General features: G+C 69.5%; 12 protein-coding genes. 5 read left to right on the top strand and 7 right to left on the bottom strand.

Annotated elements, in window-relative coordinates; all coding sequences use genetic code 11:
* The first annotated feature begins 112 nt into the window (after positions 1-112).
* Positions 113-1,318 carry an Ig-like domain-containing protein gene (locus AB0D14_RS19055; RefSeq protein ID WP_362780445.1) on the top strand — a complete coding sequence of 402 codons (1,206 nt, stop codon included), beginning with the start codon at positions 113-115 and terminating at the stop codon, positions 1,316-1,318.
* Positions 1,319-1,473: 155 nt separating this feature from the next.
* Positions 1,474-2,220 (top strand): DUF6227 family protein, encoded by a 747-nt coding sequence (locus tag AB0D14_RS19050; RefSeq protein ID WP_362780328.1) that lies wholly within the window; start codon positions 1,474-1,476, stop codon positions 2,218-2,220.
* A gap of 176 nt (positions 2,221-2,396) precedes the next feature.
* Here AB0D14_RS19050 and AB0D14_RS19045 read toward each other — a convergent pair whose 3' ends face one another.
* The 4 genes from AB0D14_RS19045 to AB0D14_RS19030 form a co-directional block, all read right to left on the bottom strand.
* On the bottom strand, positions 2,397-4,511 hold the full coding sequence (locus AB0D14_RS19045) for a fructose-specific PTS transporter subunit EIIC (protein WP_362780326.1): 2,115 nt from the start codon (positions 4,509-4,511) through the stop codon (positions 2,397-2,399).
* A 190-nt stretch (positions 4,512-4,701) separates the two neighbouring features.
* Positions 4,702-5,649 (bottom strand): 1-phosphofructokinase, encoded by a 948-nt coding sequence (gene pfkB / locus AB0D14_RS19040; protein ID WP_362780324.1) that lies wholly within the window; start codon positions 5,647-5,649, stop codon positions 4,702-4,704.
* A 121-nt stretch (positions 5,650-5,770) separates the two neighbouring features.
* Entirely contained in the window at positions 5,771-6,532 is a 762-nt protein-coding gene (locus AB0D14_RS19035; protein ID WP_362780321.1) for a DeoR/GlpR family DNA-binding transcription regulator, read from the bottom strand.
* Positions 6,533-6,821: 289 nt separating this feature from the next.
* Positions 6,822-8,279: an MFS transporter gene (locus AB0D14_RS19030; protein WP_362780443.1), complete on the bottom strand. Its 1,458-nt coding sequence runs from the start codon at positions 8,277-8,279 to the stop codon at positions 6,822-6,824.
* Between the two features lie 328 nt (positions 8,280-8,607).
* On the opposite strand from AB0D14_RS19030, the gene AB0D14_RS19025 reads away from it, so the two are divergent.
* Positions 8,608-9,585: a WYL domain-containing protein gene (locus AB0D14_RS19025; RefSeq protein ID WP_362780318.1), complete on the top strand. Its 978-nt coding sequence runs from the start codon at positions 8,608-8,610 to the stop codon at positions 9,583-9,585.
* A gap of 576 nt (positions 9,586-10,161) precedes the next feature.
* Here the strand turns inward: AB0D14_RS19025 and AB0D14_RS19020 are convergent.
* Positions 10,162-11,160 carry a sigma-70 family RNA polymerase sigma factor gene (locus AB0D14_RS19020; protein ID WP_362780316.1) on the bottom strand — a complete coding sequence of 333 codons (999 nt, stop codon included), beginning with the start codon at positions 11,158-11,160 and terminating at the stop codon, positions 10,162-10,164.
* 180 nt (positions 11,161-11,340) lie between these two features.
* On the opposite strand from AB0D14_RS19020, the gene AB0D14_RS19015 reads away from it, so the two are divergent.
* Positions 11,341-11,859, top strand: coding sequence for an N-acetyltransferase family protein (locus tag AB0D14_RS19015; protein ID WP_362780313.1), 519 nt, complete (start codon positions 11,341-11,343; stop codon positions 11,857-11,859).
* A 16-nt stretch (positions 11,860-11,875) separates the two neighbouring features.
* On the opposite strand, the gene AB0D14_RS19010 is transcribed toward AB0D14_RS19015, so the two are convergent.
* The gene (locus tag AB0D14_RS19010) at positions 11,876-12,676 is read right to left on the bottom strand and encodes a class III extradiol ring-cleavage dioxygenase (RefSeq protein ID WP_362780310.1); all 801 of its coding nucleotides are present in this window, start codon (positions 12,674-12,676) and stop codon (positions 11,876-11,878) included.
* 177 nt (positions 12,677-12,853) lie between these two features.
* Here AB0D14_RS19010 and AB0D14_RS19005 point away from each other — a divergent pair, with 177 nt between their 5' ends.
* Complete coding sequence (locus tag AB0D14_RS19005; RefSeq protein WP_362780308.1) at positions 12,854-13,357, top strand: MarR family transcriptional regulator; 504 nt, start codon at positions 12,854-12,856, stop codon at positions 13,355-13,357.
* A gap of 118 nt (positions 13,358-13,475) precedes the next feature.
* Here AB0D14_RS19005 and AB0D14_RS19000 read toward each other — a convergent pair whose 3' ends face one another.
* Positions 13,476-15,014: an MFS transporter gene (locus AB0D14_RS19000; protein WP_362780306.1), complete on the bottom strand. Its 1,539-nt coding sequence runs from the start codon at positions 15,012-15,014 to the stop codon at positions 13,476-13,478.
* Between the last annotated feature and the right edge of the window lie 139 nt (positions 15,015-15,153).

Here is a 15,153-nt window from a genome sequence, read left to right as displayed (position 1 = left end):
TGTTCGGGGCGGGCTCAGGGAACCCGGGCGGTCGGTGTTCCACTCCTTCTCCATGGATCTTCTCCACGGATCGGAGCAGACCATGCCCAACCACAAGAACCTGGAGCAGCCCGTGACAACGCCCGACACAACAGCGAGGCGCACGCTGGTGGCCTGTGCCGCCCTGATGGTCGGCGCCCTGACTCTCACCGCTTGCGGCAGCGACGCCAAGGCCGACAACAAGGCCGGGGGGTCCCTGTCCTCCGGGGCAGGGATCGTGATCTCCGCGAAGGACGGTTCGACGGGGGCGTCGATCAACTCGACCGGCGTGAAGGTCGGCGACGGAAAGCTGACCGAAGTGAAGATGACGGAATCGGCGACAGGGACGTCCGTACCCGGTTCGATCGCCGCGAACGGGAAGAGCTGGAAGCCCAAGGAGCGGCTGGAGCGGGGGGCGAAGTACCGGATATCCGCCACCGCCAAGGACGAGGACGGCAAGACGGCCGCGGCCAATTCCACCTTCACCACGGTGTCCACGGACAACAGCTTCATCGGCACCTACACGCCCGACGGCGGCGCGAAGGTCGGGGCCGGGATGCCGGTGTCCTTCACCTTCGACAAGGCGATCACCGACAAGAAGGACGTCCAGTCGCACATCGAGGTCACGTCCAGCAGCGGGCAGAAGGTGGTCGGGCACTGGTTCGGCACACAGCGGCTGGACTTCCGGCCCAGGGCGTACTGGAAGGCCGGCTCCAAGGTCACGACGAAGGTCGACCTGGACGGTGTCGAGGGCTCGAAGGGCGTCTACGGGGTGCAGGACAAGACGGTCACCTTCACGGTCGGACGCTCCCAGGTGTCCACGATCGACGCTGCCACGCAGACCATGACGGTCGTGCGTGACGGGAAGACCGTCAAGACGATCCCGATCTCGGCGGGCAGCCCGGACAACAGCACGTACAACGGGCAGATGGTGATCGCCGAGAAGTTCCGGCAGACCCGGATGAACGGGTCGACGGTCGGCTACGGCGGGGAGTACGACATAGCGGACGTGCCGAACGCGATGCGGCTGACAACCTCGGGCACCTTCATCCACGGCAACTACTGGTACAACCAGGGCAATCCGCCCTTCGGCAAGGAGGGCACCAGCCACGGCTGCATAGGTCTCGCGGACGTGCAGGGCGCCGGGGGCGACACAACCGCCAAGTGGTTCTTCGACAACTCGCTCGTCGGGGACGTCGTGACGGTCAAGAACTCTCCCGACAAGACGGTCTCGCCTGACAACGGCCTCAACGGCTGGAACATGGCGTGGAGTGCCTGGACCGCCGGAAGCGCCATCTGACCTAAGAGTTTTGAGGCTTTGCAGGGCCGCGCGGGAACTTCTCCCGTGGTCCCGGCGTTTTCTGTGTACGTTTTCTCGGTTCCCGGACATGATGTCCGACCGAGGGGCTACGGTATGCACCCACAAGGTGACATGCAGCAACGCCGGGAGAAGCCTTGAGCGTTCCGTACGAGACGGCAGCGTACGAGCCACCCGAGTCGCCCGAGTCTCCGGAGGAGCATCTCGCGCGACTCCTCGGTCGCGCCCTGAACTCCTTCGAGCTGCCGGACGACACGATACAGCGGCTCGACCGGGCGCTGGCCCACGACAGTTCACTGCACTCCGCGCATCACAGTGCGGGGCTGCACCGCGAAACCTATCGCCACACCTGGCTGCTGGCCGATGGGAGCGCGCTCACGCTCTGGGAGCTCGTCCACAACACCGCGCCGAGCCGCGACACCCAGCACGAGGTCTACGAGGACGAGGAGGAGCTCCGCGCCGCGACCGCGCGCCTGCCGCTGCCCTCGGACACTCCTGACTTCGAACTGCCCGTCCTGGTACGGCTGTCGATCGCTCCCGAGCCGTTGCACGCCTATGTTCTGGACGACTCGGCGGACCACGGCCGGCGGCTGCTGCGCCGCGCCGAGAACACGGACCGGCCGGGCGAGGACATGGCCGAACTGCTGCGTATGGCGTTCGCACACCAGATCACCCAGGCCTTCGGGCGGCCGTGCCGGGCCGGTCGGAGGGGGCTGTGCTTCTCGCTCTACGAGCACGCGTTCCTGCTCGTGGACGGCCGCGAGCTGTCCTTGTGGGAGGTCGAGCACACGGCCACGCCCGACGGACGGCACATGTGCGAGGTGTATCCGTCGGAGAACGAGGCCCGGGAAGCCATGGAGCGACGGGCAGCCAACCTGCGCTGACGTCGCATGTCGCATGTCCTGCGTCGCACGGCGTCCGCGTCCGCATCCGCGTCCGCATCCTCATTCTCGTCGGTCGGATACGTACAGACACGGCCGTGGCCCGGGACTTGGTCCCGGGCCACGGCCGTGTGCTGCTCTCAGCGGAGCGCGGAGGAGTGCGAAGAAGGGCGGAGCGCCTACGCGGCGACCGGCTCCTTCGACTGTGTCGCCGTCGCGGCCTCGGGGGCCTTCGCCGTACCGCCGTCCGGAGTCTGCTTCCGCAGACCCTTCAGGACGATAACCAGGCCGGCCGTGACCGCCGTGCCGACCGCGATGGCCAGCAGGTAGAGGAACGGCTTGCCGATCAGGAAGGTGACCCAGACGCCGCCGTGCGGGGCACGCAGGGTCGAGCCGAACGCCATGGTCATGGCGCCGGTGACCGCGCCGCCCGCCATCGAGGCCGGGATGACCCGCAGCGGGTCGGCGGCCGCGAACGGGATGGCGCCCTCGGAGATGAAGGACGCGCCGAGAACCCAGGCGGCCTTGCCGTTCTCCTGCTCGGCCGGGGTGAAGAGCTTCTTGCGGACGGTGGTCGCCAGCGCCATGCCCAGCGGCGGGACCATGCCCGCGGCCATCACGGCTGCCATGATCTTCATCGCCGAGTCGCTGGGGTCCTGCACGGCGATACCGGCCGTGGCGAAGGCATAGGCGACCTTGTTGACCGGACCGCCCAGGTCGAAGCACATCATCAGGCCGAGCAGGACGCCGAGCAGCACCGCGTTCGTGCCGGAGAGGCCGCTGAGCCAGTCCGTCATGGCCTTCTGGGCCTCGGCGATGGGCTTGCCGATCACGATCAGCATCAGGAAGCCGATGACGATGGACGAGATCAGCGGGATCACGACCACCGGCATGATGCCGCGCAGCACCGGCGGGATCTTGACTCGCTGAATGGCGAGGACCACCGCGCCGGCCAGCAGACCCGCGACCAGACCGCCGAGGAAACCGGCGTTGATGTTGACGGAGATCATGCCGCCGACGAAGCCGGGCACGAGACCCGGCCGGTCGGCCATCCCGTACGCGATGTAACCGGCGAGGACGGGGATCAGGAAGCCGAAGGCGACGCCGCCGATCTGGAACAGCAGCGCGCCCCAGCTGTCGATCTGGCCCCAGTTGAACACTTCGGTGACCGGTTTGGCCTCGTTGACCTGGTAGCCGCCGATCGCGAACCCCAGCGCGATCAGCAGACCGCCCGCGGCCACGAAGGGGACCATGTAACTCACGCCGGTCATCAGCCACTTGCGGAGCTTGGTGCCGTAGCCGTCGCCGGGGTCGCCGGCCCGGTCCACCGGTGTGCCGCCGGACTGGGCGGCCGAGGTGGCCTCGCCGCGCTCGGCCCTGCCGCGTACGTCGGCGATCAGCTCGGCGGGCTTGCTGATGCCCGCCTTCACTCCGACGTCCACGGTGGGCTTGCCTGCGAACCGGTCCTTCTCCCGTACGGGCACGTCGTGCGCGAAGATCACGCCGTCCGCCGCGGCGATGACGGCCGGGTCGAGCCGGGTGAAGCCCGCCGATCCCTGCGTCTCGACGACGATCTCGACGTCACCGGCCTCGCGGCCCGCGTTCTCCAGCGACTCGGCCGCCATGTAGGTGTGCGCGATACCGGTGGGGCAGGAGGTGACGGCAACAATCCGGAACGGCCGGCTGCCTTCCTCGGTCACGGAGGCGGCAGAAGCGGAGGCAGCGGCCGGGGCGGGCTCAGGCCCGGCTCCGGCCCCTGATCCGGCCTCGGACCCGGACCCGGATCCGGACTTGGCCTTCGCGTCGGGCTCGGATCCGGCCGTCGCGTCGGGCTCGGGGCCCGCCTCGGGGGCCTCGTCCCCGCGGATGAGGGCCGCCGCGGCCGTCGCGTCGTCCACCGACCGCAGCGCGGACGTGAACTCGGCGTTCATCAGTTGGCGGGCCAGCGACGACAGGATGGTGAGGTGGGCGTCGTCCGCGCCGGCCGGGGCGGCGATCAGGAAGATCAGGTCGGCGGGGCCGTCCGGCGCACCGAAGTCGATCCCGGCCGTACTGCGCCCGAAGGCCAGGGTCGGCTCGGTGACGTGCTCGCTGCGGCAGTGCGGGATTCCGATGCCGCCGTCGAGGCCGGTCGGCATCTGGGCCTCGCGGGCGGCCACGTCGGCAAGGAAGCCGTCCAGGTCGGTCACCCGCCCCAGGGACACCATGCGCTCGGCGAGGGCACGGGCCGCCGCTTCCTTCGTATCGGCGGACAGGTCGAGATCGACCAGGTCCGCGGTGATCATCTCGCTCATCGCGGGCTCCTTCGCACGCGTATCGCCCGGGGGGAGTCGTGGGCGGGGGCGGGGGTGGGGACGGGGGTGGGAACAGGGACGGGGGTGCTGCAGCCGAGGCTGCGGACCAGGACGGTGGTTGCTCCGGCTGCTCCGGTCGCTCGGGGCGCTCCGGCTGCTCCGGCTGCTCCGGGGTGGGCCGAGTGGATGCTCATGGCGCCGGCTCCGTCAGTACGCGGTCCACCGGGATCTCCGCGGTGACCGTCACCGCGGCCAGATCGAGATTGGCCGGGCCCGGCATCACGCTGCCCGGCAGCTGGACGGCCGCCGCTCCGTGGGCCACGGCGGAGGCGAGCGCGCTCGGGCCGTTTCCGCCGGCGATGAGGAACCCGGCGAGGGAGGAGTCGCCCGCGCCCACGTTGCTGCGTACGACGTCGACGTGGGCGCTCGCGAACCACGCGCCCTCCTCGCCGACGAGCAGTTGTCCGTCCGCGCCGAGGGAGGCCAGCACGGTCAGGGCGCCCAGCTCGCGTAGTTCTTCGGCGGCCTTGACCGCGTCGCCCACCGTGGCGAGCGGGCGGCCGACCGCCTCGGCGAGTTCCTCGGCGTTCGGCTTGACGAGGTCGGGCCGTTCGCGGAGGGCCGCGAGCAGTGCCGGCCCCGAGGTGTCCAGTGCGATCCGGGCGCCCGCCCGGTGGGCACGGGCGACCAGTTCCGCGTACCAGGAGGGTGCGAGGCCACGGGGCAGGCTGCCGCAGCAGGCGATCCAGTCGGCATCGCGGGACTGTTCACGCACGGTCTCCAGGAGCGACTCCTCCTCGGCGGGAGTGAGCTCGGGCCCGGGTGCGTTGATCTTGGTGAGGACACCGTCCGCCTCGGCGAGAGCGATGTTCGAGCGGGTCGCCCCGGCGACCGGGACCGGCGCGACCTCGATACCCTGCGCGTCGAGCAGGTCGGCCACGAGGGCGCCCGGGGCGCCCCCCAGTGGCAGGACCGCGACGGTGCGCCTGCCTGCCGCGGCGACCGCCCGCGAGACGTTGACGCCCTTGCCGCCCGGGTCCATGCGCTCTCCGGTGGCCCGGATGACCTCGCCGCGGTCGAGCGACGGGACCTCGTACGTACGGTCGAGGGACGGGTTCGGGGTGACGGTGACGATCATGCGGACTCGTTTCTGGGACACACGGCACTGCGGTTCTGGAGACTTGTGGATGCTTCTCTGTGCGCTTCTAAAAGCGTTCTGGAAGCCTTTATTCAGATGCTTTCAGATGTCTTCAGGTGCTTCAGACACGCAGCACCTCCGTGCCGCCACGTTCGATGGCCGTGGCGTCTTCGGGGCTGAGCCCGCTGTCGGTGATCAGCAGGTCCACTTCGGCGAGGCCACCGAAGCGCGCGAAGTGCTCCTGGCCGTGCTTGGCCGAGTCGGCGAGCAGCACCACGCGGCGCGCCGCGGCCAGGGCCGCACGCTTCACGGCGGCCTCGGCGAGGTCAGGGGTGGTCAGGCCGTGCTCGATGGAGAAGCCGTTCGCGGCGACGAAGACCACGTCCGCGCGGATCTCCCCGTACGCCCGCAGCGCCCAGGCGTCGACCGCCGCGCGCGTACGGTGCCGGACGCGGCCTCCGATGAGGTGGAGCTGCATGCCGGGGTGGTCGGCGAGGCGGGCCGCGATGGGCAGGCTGTGCGTCACGACGGTGAGCGTCGCCTCCAGCGGGAGGGCCCCCGCGAGGCGCGCGACGGTCGTACCGGCGTCGAGGATCATCGTGCCCTTGTCGGGCAGCTCGGCGACGGCCGCCTTGGCGATGCGGTCCTTCTCATCGGCGGCGGTTGTCTCGCGCTCGGCGAGGTCGGGTTCGAAGTCGAGCCGGCCGGCCGGTATGGCGCCACCGTGGACCCGGCGCAGCAGTCCCGCCCCGTCGAGGGCCTTCAGATCCCGCCGGATGGTCTCGGCCGTGACCTGGAACTCCTCCGCCAGGGACACCACGTCCACACGCCCACCGTCACGCGCGAGCCGGAGGATCTCCTGCTGCCGCTCTGGTGCGTACATGTCCGTTCGCCTCCACCTTGTGCCCGATTCTGTGGTTTAACTCGGAGGCTACGCCCGAGTTTCCGGAAAGTAAACAGGTCCGGGCATCGATGTGGGCATGAACGGACATCCGGCTTGCCACCCCAGGAGCCTGGAGCGCGGCGAGGACCGGAGCACGGCGAGGGCTGAAAGCACGGCGAGGCCCGGCCCCATGAAGTCCATGAAGGGGTCGGGCCTCGCCGCACCAGATCCGCGTAACACCGCGTGAGCAGTGCGCCGCCGTGCTCAGCCGTGCTCTGCTCAGCCGTGCTCAGCCGACGAGTTCGGGCTCCTGCTCCTTGGCGGGCGCGGGTGCGACCTCCGTGGTGTCCGTGGTCTCCGCTCCTTCCACGTGCTGGGCGGGACGCTTCGGGAGGGCGAACATCAGGAGGAAGATCGCCGTCATCACCACGGCGACCCAGACCAGCGCGTGCTGGAAGGCGTCGACGAACGCGGGGCCCACTTCGAGCGGCGACAGCTGGTCGGACATCGTGCCGAAGAAGACGACGGAGACCAGGCCGAGGCCGAGCGCGTTGCCCATCTGCTGCACGGTGTTGAGGAGGCCGGACGCCGAACCGGAGTGCTCGCGCGGGACCTCGGAGAGGATCGCGTCGGTCAGCGGAGCGACGATCAGGCCCATGCCCAGCCCCATGACGACCAGCGGAAGGGCCATCTGCCAGGAGGCGATGGACATGCCGTACCGCTCCGACTCCCAGATGTAGAGCAGGACACCGACCGCCATGGTGAGCGCGCCCGCCTGGAGCACCTTCCGGCCGAACCGCGGAACCAGCTGCTGCACGGACAGGCCGGCCGCCAGCGACACCGCGATCGAGAAGGGCACGCCCGTCAGGCCCGCCCGCAGCGGGCTCCAGCCGAGACCGGTCTGCATGTAGAGCGTCCAGACCAGGAAGAAGATGCCGAGGCTGATCCCGAAGACGGTCTGTACGGCGATGCCCGCCGCGAAACTCTTCACCTTGAACAGGGACAGCTCGACAAGGGGGGACCCGTCACGCGCCGTCTTCCTCTTCTCGTACGCCACCAGCGCCCCGAAGACGACGAGGGCGCCGCCCATCGAGACGTACCCCCATGTCGGCCAGCCCAGCTCACGGCCGCGGATGAGCGGGTAGAGCAGCATCAGCAGGCCGAGGGTGACCAGTGCGACGCCGACCAGGTCGAGCTTCAGGGCGTGCGGAGCCTTGGACTCGGTGATGAACTTCCGGCCCAGGATGAGGCCCGCGACGCCCACCGGCAGGTTGATGAGGAAGATCGGCCGCCATTCCAGGCCGAACAGGTTCCACTCCGTGAGCAGCGCGCCGAGGAGGGGACCGGAGACCGCGCCCAGGCCCACGATCGCGCCGAACAGCCCGAAGACCTTGCCGCGCTCGTGCGCCGGGAACGTCGCGTGCACGATCGACAGGACCTGCGGCACCATCAGCGCGGCCATGGCGCCCTGGAGGATCCGGGAGGCGACGAGCATGTCCGGGTTCGCCGCGAAGCCGCAGAGCGCGGACGCGAGGGTGAAGCCGCCGATACCGATGAGGAAGAGGCGCTTGCGTCCGTGGATGTCTCCCAGGCGCCCGCCGGTGATCAGGCCCGCGGCGAAGGCGAGCGCGTACCCCGCGGTGATCCATTGAATCTGGCCGTAGGACGCACCCGCGTCCCGCTGGATCGACGGGATCGCGATGTTGACGATCGTCACGTCGACCAGGTCCATGAAGGCGGCGGTCATCACGATGGCCAGCGCGTACCAGCGACGGCGGTCGGACGTCGTCGGAGCCGACGTCGTCGGGGCCGCTGTCGACGAGTCCGCCGTCGACGCATCGGCCTCCTGGCCGGGGGGCGTGGGGGTGTTGCTTGGCGAGGTCATGATGTGAAGGTAGGAGGTATGTAGGTCAGTTCGTGTCCTAGTTCTGCGGCATTCTCGGAGTCGTCGGGAGAGGCTGCGGGGCGTGCGGACCGTACGGGCGCGTCGCGGCTGGTCGCGCCCACGCGGCGGAGCCGCAGAGTGTCCCGGCCCCGTGCCCCTTCGGCGCTCGGTTCCACCACAGGGAGGCCCCATGAGTACGGATACTCCGGCGCGGCTGCTTCAGTTGTTGTCTCTTCTCCAGACGCCCCGGGAGTGGCCCGGTGGAGAGCTCTCGGACCGGCTCGGTGTCTCACGGCGGACCGTGCGGCGGGATGTCGACCGGCTTCGGGAGCTGGGATATCCGGTGCAGGCGACGAAAGGCGCGGACGGCGGCTACCGGTTGGTCGCCGGGAAGGCCATGCCGCCGCTGGTCCTCGACGACGAGGAGGCGGTGGCGATCGCGGTGGGCCTGCGGGCCGGTGCGGGGCACGCGGTCGAGGGCGTCGACGAGGCCTCGGTCCGGGCGCTGGCCAAGCTCGAACAGGTCCTGCCGAGCCGCCTGCGCCACCGTGTCGCCACCCTCCAGGCCGCCACCACTCCCCTGACGACGGGCGACGGCGCCAGTATCGCGCCCGAGACGCTGACCATCATGGCCTCCACGATCGCGGGGCGGGAGCTGCTGCGGTTCGCGTACCGCGCGGGGGACGGGACGGAGAGCCGGCGCCGGACCGAGCCGTACCGGCTCGTGTCGACCGGCCGCCGCTGGTATCTCGTCGCGTACGACCTCGACCGTGAGGACTGGCGCACGTTCCGGGTCGACCGGGTGTCCGACCCCTTCGCGGCCGGGGCCCGCTTCACGCCGCGCGAGCTGCCCACGGGGGACGCGGCCGAGTATCTGCGGCAGTCGATGTACCGGCGGCAGGAGACGTACGAGTTCGACGTGACGTTCGCCGCGCCCGCGGAGTTCATCGCGGCGCGGCTGCCCGCGTGGCTGGGGGCGCCCGAACCGATCGACGACCAGCGGTGCCGGTTGCGGGCCCCGGCCGGTGACTCGGTGGAGTGGCTGGCGGTGCGGCTCGCGATGGTGGACTGCGAGTTCACCGTGCACGAGCCGCCGGAACTCGTGCGCTGTGTGCGGGACTTGGGAGGACGACTGAGCCGGGCCGTCGGGAGCCAGGACAGGTCCTAGGACCGCGGCAGGGGCCACAGGCGGCCCGACGGTACGGGCGGGGCAGGATGTGCCCCCGTGACACAATGTGCCGCCTGGGTCACCCCGGGGTTCAGGTTCGGGGTGGCCCAGTCACTGTGCCCGCCCGAGCCACCGCGCCCGGACAGCCGCACGGCCCGCGAACACAGCCGCCCAGCCCGCAAGCGCAGCCGCACGGCACGGCCCGCCGGCAAAGCGGCACAGCCGCAGAGCCGCACAAACGCAGCCGAGCCCCGGCGCCAGGGGGGGGAGGCGCCGGAGCTCGGCTCTGGAAGAGTCCCGGCACCGGGGGGAGTGCGTCGGGACTCGGCTTTGGGGGCCCTGGAGTTTTGTGCCCCGGGGCCGGTGTTTTGAAGCGACTGTAAACGGACTTTTGTGCGACCCGGTCGGAGGCCTAGACCAACGATGCCGTGAGGCGGGGCTGCCGCGACCCACGCCTACATGGCCCGCGGTAAGGTCGCGTGCCCCCGAAGTGCGAACCCAATCCTCCCGGCGAGAACTAGTTTTTCTCACCCGGTACGCGGGCGCTCCCGGGGCCGGGCGAGCCGGCCGGAGGGCCTACGCCGCGGCGTCGAATCCCGTGGACCGGGCCAGCTTCTTCAGCTCCATCAGCGCGTGCTTCTCGATCTGCCGGATGCGCTCACGGGTGAGGCCGTGCTCCTTGCCGACCTCGGTCAGCGTGCGCTCGCGGCCGTCCTCGATTCCGTACCGCATCTTTATGATCGAGGCGGTGCGCTGGTCGAGGCGGCCGATGAGGTCGTCCAGCTCCTCGCTGCGCAGCAGCGTGAGCACGGACTGCTCGGGCGACGCGGCCGAGGTGTCCTCCAGCAGGTCACCGAACTGGGTGTCGCCGTTGTCGTCGACCGCCATGTTCAGTGAGACCGGGTCGCGGGCCCAGTCGAGCACGTCGACGACGCGCTCCGGGTTGGAGTCCAGCTCAGAGGCGATCTCAGCGGGCTCCGGATCACGGCCGTGCTCGCGGTTGAACTCGCGCTGCACACGACGGATCCGGCCCAGCTCCTCCACCAGGTGGACGGGGAGCCGGATGGTACGGGACTGGTCGGCGATGGACCGGGTGATGGCCTGACGGATCCACCAGGTCGCGTAGGTCGAGAACTTGAAGCCCTTGCGGTAGTCGAACTTCTCGACCGCGCGGACCAGGCCGGCGTTCCCCTCCTGGATCAGGTCCAGCAGCGGCAGACCGCTGCGGGGGTAGCGTCGCGCGACCGCGACGACCAGGCGGAGGTTCGACTTGATGAAGACTTCCTTGGCCCGCTCGGCGGCGTCGACCAGCGCTTCGAGCTCCTCGGAAGAGGCCTTCACCTTCGTCCCGGTGGCCTTGCCATCGAGGAGCTGCCGCGCATAGACGCCGGCTTCGATGGTCTGGGACAGCTCGACCTCCTTGGCGGCGTCGAGCAGCGGTGTACGCGCGATCTCGTCGAGATACATGCCGACCAGGTCGCGGTCGGCGATCTCGCCGCCTACGACGCGAACACTGCGTGCCGCGTCGGTCTCGCCGGAGGCGGACTTACGACGGGCGACGGCACGGGTTGCCATGCGTGCTCCCTTGCGATGGTGGGCCTACGGGGACCGGTGGTGCCGGGTTGGTGGCTCGGACACTCTCCCGAGTGCCCTGCATCCGATGGAAACAACGACTGGAATCCGGACAGAATTCCCAACCCGCCCCTCGATTTTTCTGATCTTGCAGTACCCTGTGCTGCCGTAAAAGGAGGCAGGGTGCCGTCGGAACATATAGAGGTGCAGGTCAGGCCGGGAGCCGAGGGTGACCTCGATGCCCTCACGGACATCTACAACCACTACGTGCTTGAGACGGCGATCACGTTCGACACCGAGGCCTTCACACCGGAGGAGCGCCGCCCCTGGCTGCTCTCTCACCCTGAAGACGGCCCGCATCGACTGATGGTTGCCGTGGACGCGGACTCACAGCGGATTCTCGGGTACGCCACCTCGAGCGCGTTCCGGCCGAAGCCCGCGTACGAGACGTCCGTGGCGGTGACGGTCTACCTCGTCCCCGACGCGGCCGGGCGGGGTGTCGGCACACTTCTCTACGAGGCCCTGTTCGAGGCGCTCGCGGGCGAGGACCTCCACCGGGCGTACGCGGGGATCGCGCAGCCCAACGAGGCGTCGGTACGGCTGCATGAGCGGTTCGGCTTCCGGCACATCGGCACGTACCGGGAAGCGGGCCGCAAGTTCGGGCGGTACTGGGATGTGGCGCGGTACGAGAAGGATCTCTGAGAAGCCGGGCCGCGGATCAGCCGAACTGCACCGACCGCTTGGCCAGTCCCAGCCAGAAGCCGTCGATCACGGACCGCTGACTGTCCAGCTCGCCGACGGCGTCCGCTGCACCCATGGTCACGAACAGCGGAGCGAAGTGCTCCGTGCGCGGGTGGGCGAGCTGCCCGGCCGGGGACTTGTGGAGGAAGTCGAGGAGTCCGTCCACGTCCGCGGAGTCGAGGGCCTGGTGGCCCCACGCGTCGAACTCGGCCGACCAGCCGGGCACACCGCCGTGACGGATGGCAGCCAGGTTGTGGGTGAAGAAGCCGGAGCCCACGATGAGGACGCCCTCGTCGCGCAGCGGGGCCAGTTTGCGGCCGATGTCCATGAGGCGGACGGGGTCGAGCGTGGGCATGGAGATCTGCAGGACCGGTATGTCGGCCGCGGGGAACATCTCCACGAGCGGGACGTACGCACCGTGGTCGAGGCCGCGGTCCGGGATGTCCTGGACCGGCGTACCGGGGGCGCGCAGCAGCTTGCGGACGGACTCTGCGAGCGCGGGGGCGCCCGGGGCCTCGTACCGCACCTTGTAGTAGTGCTCGGGGAAGCCCCAGAAGTCGTAGACCAGCGGGACGGGTTCGGTCGCGCCGAGGGCCAGCGGGGCCTCCTCCCAGTGGGCGGAGACCATCAGGATCGCCTTGGGCCGCGGCAGGTCGGCGGACCAGGCGGCGAGCTGGCCGGGCCAGAGCGGGTCGTCGGCCAGCGGCGGGGCGCCGTGCGAGAGGTAGAGGGTCGGCATGCGCTCCACGACGGCACGGTCATCGGTGGTTGCGGACATGACTGCGACTCCCTCTCCTGCTGTTTCAGCAGCTGCTTGAAACAGCTGTCCGAAGTAGCTGCCCGAAGTAGCTACCCAGGTAGCCACCCAAGTAGCTGCTTGAAGTATCAAGCTTTACGGGACGGAGCTTACTCCCCGCTTGTTTAACTTTCAAGAAGGGCCTCGTACAGTGGATGCATGAACACGGCATCCGCTGACGGGCCGCGCTGGCTCAGTCACGAGGAACAGCGCACCTGGCGTGCGTTCATGCACGCCACCACTCTTCTTGAGGACCATCTCGACCGCCAGCTGCAGCGTGACGCGGGCATGCCGCACATCTACTACGGACTGCTCGTGCAACTGGTCGAGGCTCCGCGTCGGCGGCTGCGGATGACCGAGCTGGCGATGAAGGCGAAGATCACGCGGTCCCGCCTCTCCCATGCGATCGCGCGGCTGGAGAAGAACGGGTGGGTGCGGCGGGAGGACTGTCCGTCGGACAAGCGGGGACAGTTCGCTGTCCTGACGGACGAGGGTGACGAGGTGCTGAAGCGGATCGCTCCCGGCCATGTGGCCGCGGTGCGTCAGGCGCTCTTCGACCGGCTCACCTCCGAGCAGCAGAAAGCCCTCGGCGAGGCGATGCTCCTCATTGCCGAGGGACTTCAGCCGAACGAAGCGGGTGCGGACCTGCCCTGGCTCCGCTGAGGGAGGCCAGGGCAGGTCCTGGGACGTACGTACAGGGCGTCCCCTCCCTGTACGTACAGATGGCCCGAAGGGGTACGACCGGACGGTCGCTGTCAGTGCGTACGACCGGACGGCCGCCTCAGTGGGCGACCACCGGAACCCGCAGCTCGTCCTCGGCGCCCTCGTCTGAGCCGGTCGCCGTGGAGGTGTCCGGGCGGCCGGTGTTGATGAGGGTCGCGGCGATCGTCGCGGCGAGCACGAGGATGCCGACGGCGAACCAGATCGCGTTGGTGTAGCCGTGCACCTGGCCCTCCAGCTGGACCAGCTGCTGCTGGGCCTGCGAGCCGGCGCCGCCGATGTGGTCCTTGATGTACGACGTCGTCGCCGAGGCGGCGATCGTGTTCAGCAGGGCCGTACCGATCGCGCCGCCCACCTGCTGCGAGGTGTTGACCATCGCGGAGGCGACACCGGCGTCACGCGGCTCGATGCCGAACGTGGCCAGGGACATGGCAGGCATGAACGCCGTACCCATGCCGAGACCGAGCAGGATGATCCCGGGCAGGATCACGCTGGTGTACGAGGAGCCGATCTCCAGCTGGGTCAGGAACAGCATGCCGATCGCGGCGACCAGGAAGCCCGGGCCCATCAGCAGGCGCGGCGCTACCCGGGTCATCAGGCGGGTGCCGATCTGCGTGGAGCCCACCATCATGCCCGCGATCATCGGCAGGAAGGAGAAGCCGGTCTTGACCGGCGAGTAGCCCTTCACGATCTGCAGGTAGTACGTCAGGAAGAGGAACAGGCCGAACATCGCGATGATCGCGAGGCCGAGCGAGAGGTAGACACCGCCACGGTTGCGCTCGGTGATGACACGCAGGGGCAGCAGCGGGGCCTTGACCTTGGACTCGACAAGGACGAACGCGGCGAGCAGCACCACGGAGGCCACGAACAGGCCGACCGTCGTGGAGTCGCCCCAGCCGTCGGACTCGGCGCGGGTGAAGGCGTAGACGAGCGTGACCAGACCGAGGACGGAGAGGATGACACCCGGGATGTCGAGCGGCGAGCGGTTGCGGCCGCCGGACGGCTCACGGATGACGAAGTACGCGCCCGCGGCAGCGATGATCGCGAACGGGATGTTGACGAAGAACGTCCAGCGCCAGTCCATGTACTCGGTGAGCAGGCCGCCGAGGATGAAGCCCACGGCGCCGCCGCCACCGGCGATCGCGCCGTAGATGCCGAACGCCTTGGCGCGCTCCTTGGGCTCCGTGAACATCACGGCGAGCAGGGAGAGCGCGGCGGGCGCGAGCAGTGCGCCGAACGCACCCTGGAGGGCACGGGCGCCGAGCATCATCGCCTCGTTGGTGGCGGCGCCGCCGAGCGCGGAGGCGCCGGCGAAACCGATCAGACCGGCGACGAAGGTGCGCTTGCGGCCCCACAGGTCGGCTATCCGGCCGCCGAACAGGAGGAGTCCGCCGAAGGCGAGGGCGTAGGCCGTGATGACCCACTGCCGGTTGCCGTCGGAGATGCCCAGGTCCTGCTGGGCCGAGGGCAGTGCGATGTTCACGATGGTCGCGTCGAGCACGACCATCAGCTGGGCGAGCGCGATGAAGGTCAGCGCTTTCCAACGGTTGGAATCTGGAGCCGGCGCCTTGGCGGCGGTGGCCTGGACTGTTTCAGACATGGGTGTACCCACTTCAGGACTTCGTGGCGAAAAAACGTGACGGAGGGGACGACTCGTCACCGGTGACGTCTTCGTCGACTTCGTTGTCGACGCCCTCCTTGACGTCCGTATCGGTGACGACCGGTGGCTGTGGTGTGAG

Source organism: Streptomyces sp. NPDC048484 (assembly GCF_040651415.1).
In the GTDB taxonomy this organism is placed as follows: Bacteria; Actinomycetota; Actinomycetes; order Streptomycetales; family Streptomycetaceae; genus Streptomyces.
This window is presented reverse-complemented; position numbering and strand designations above follow the sequence as displayed.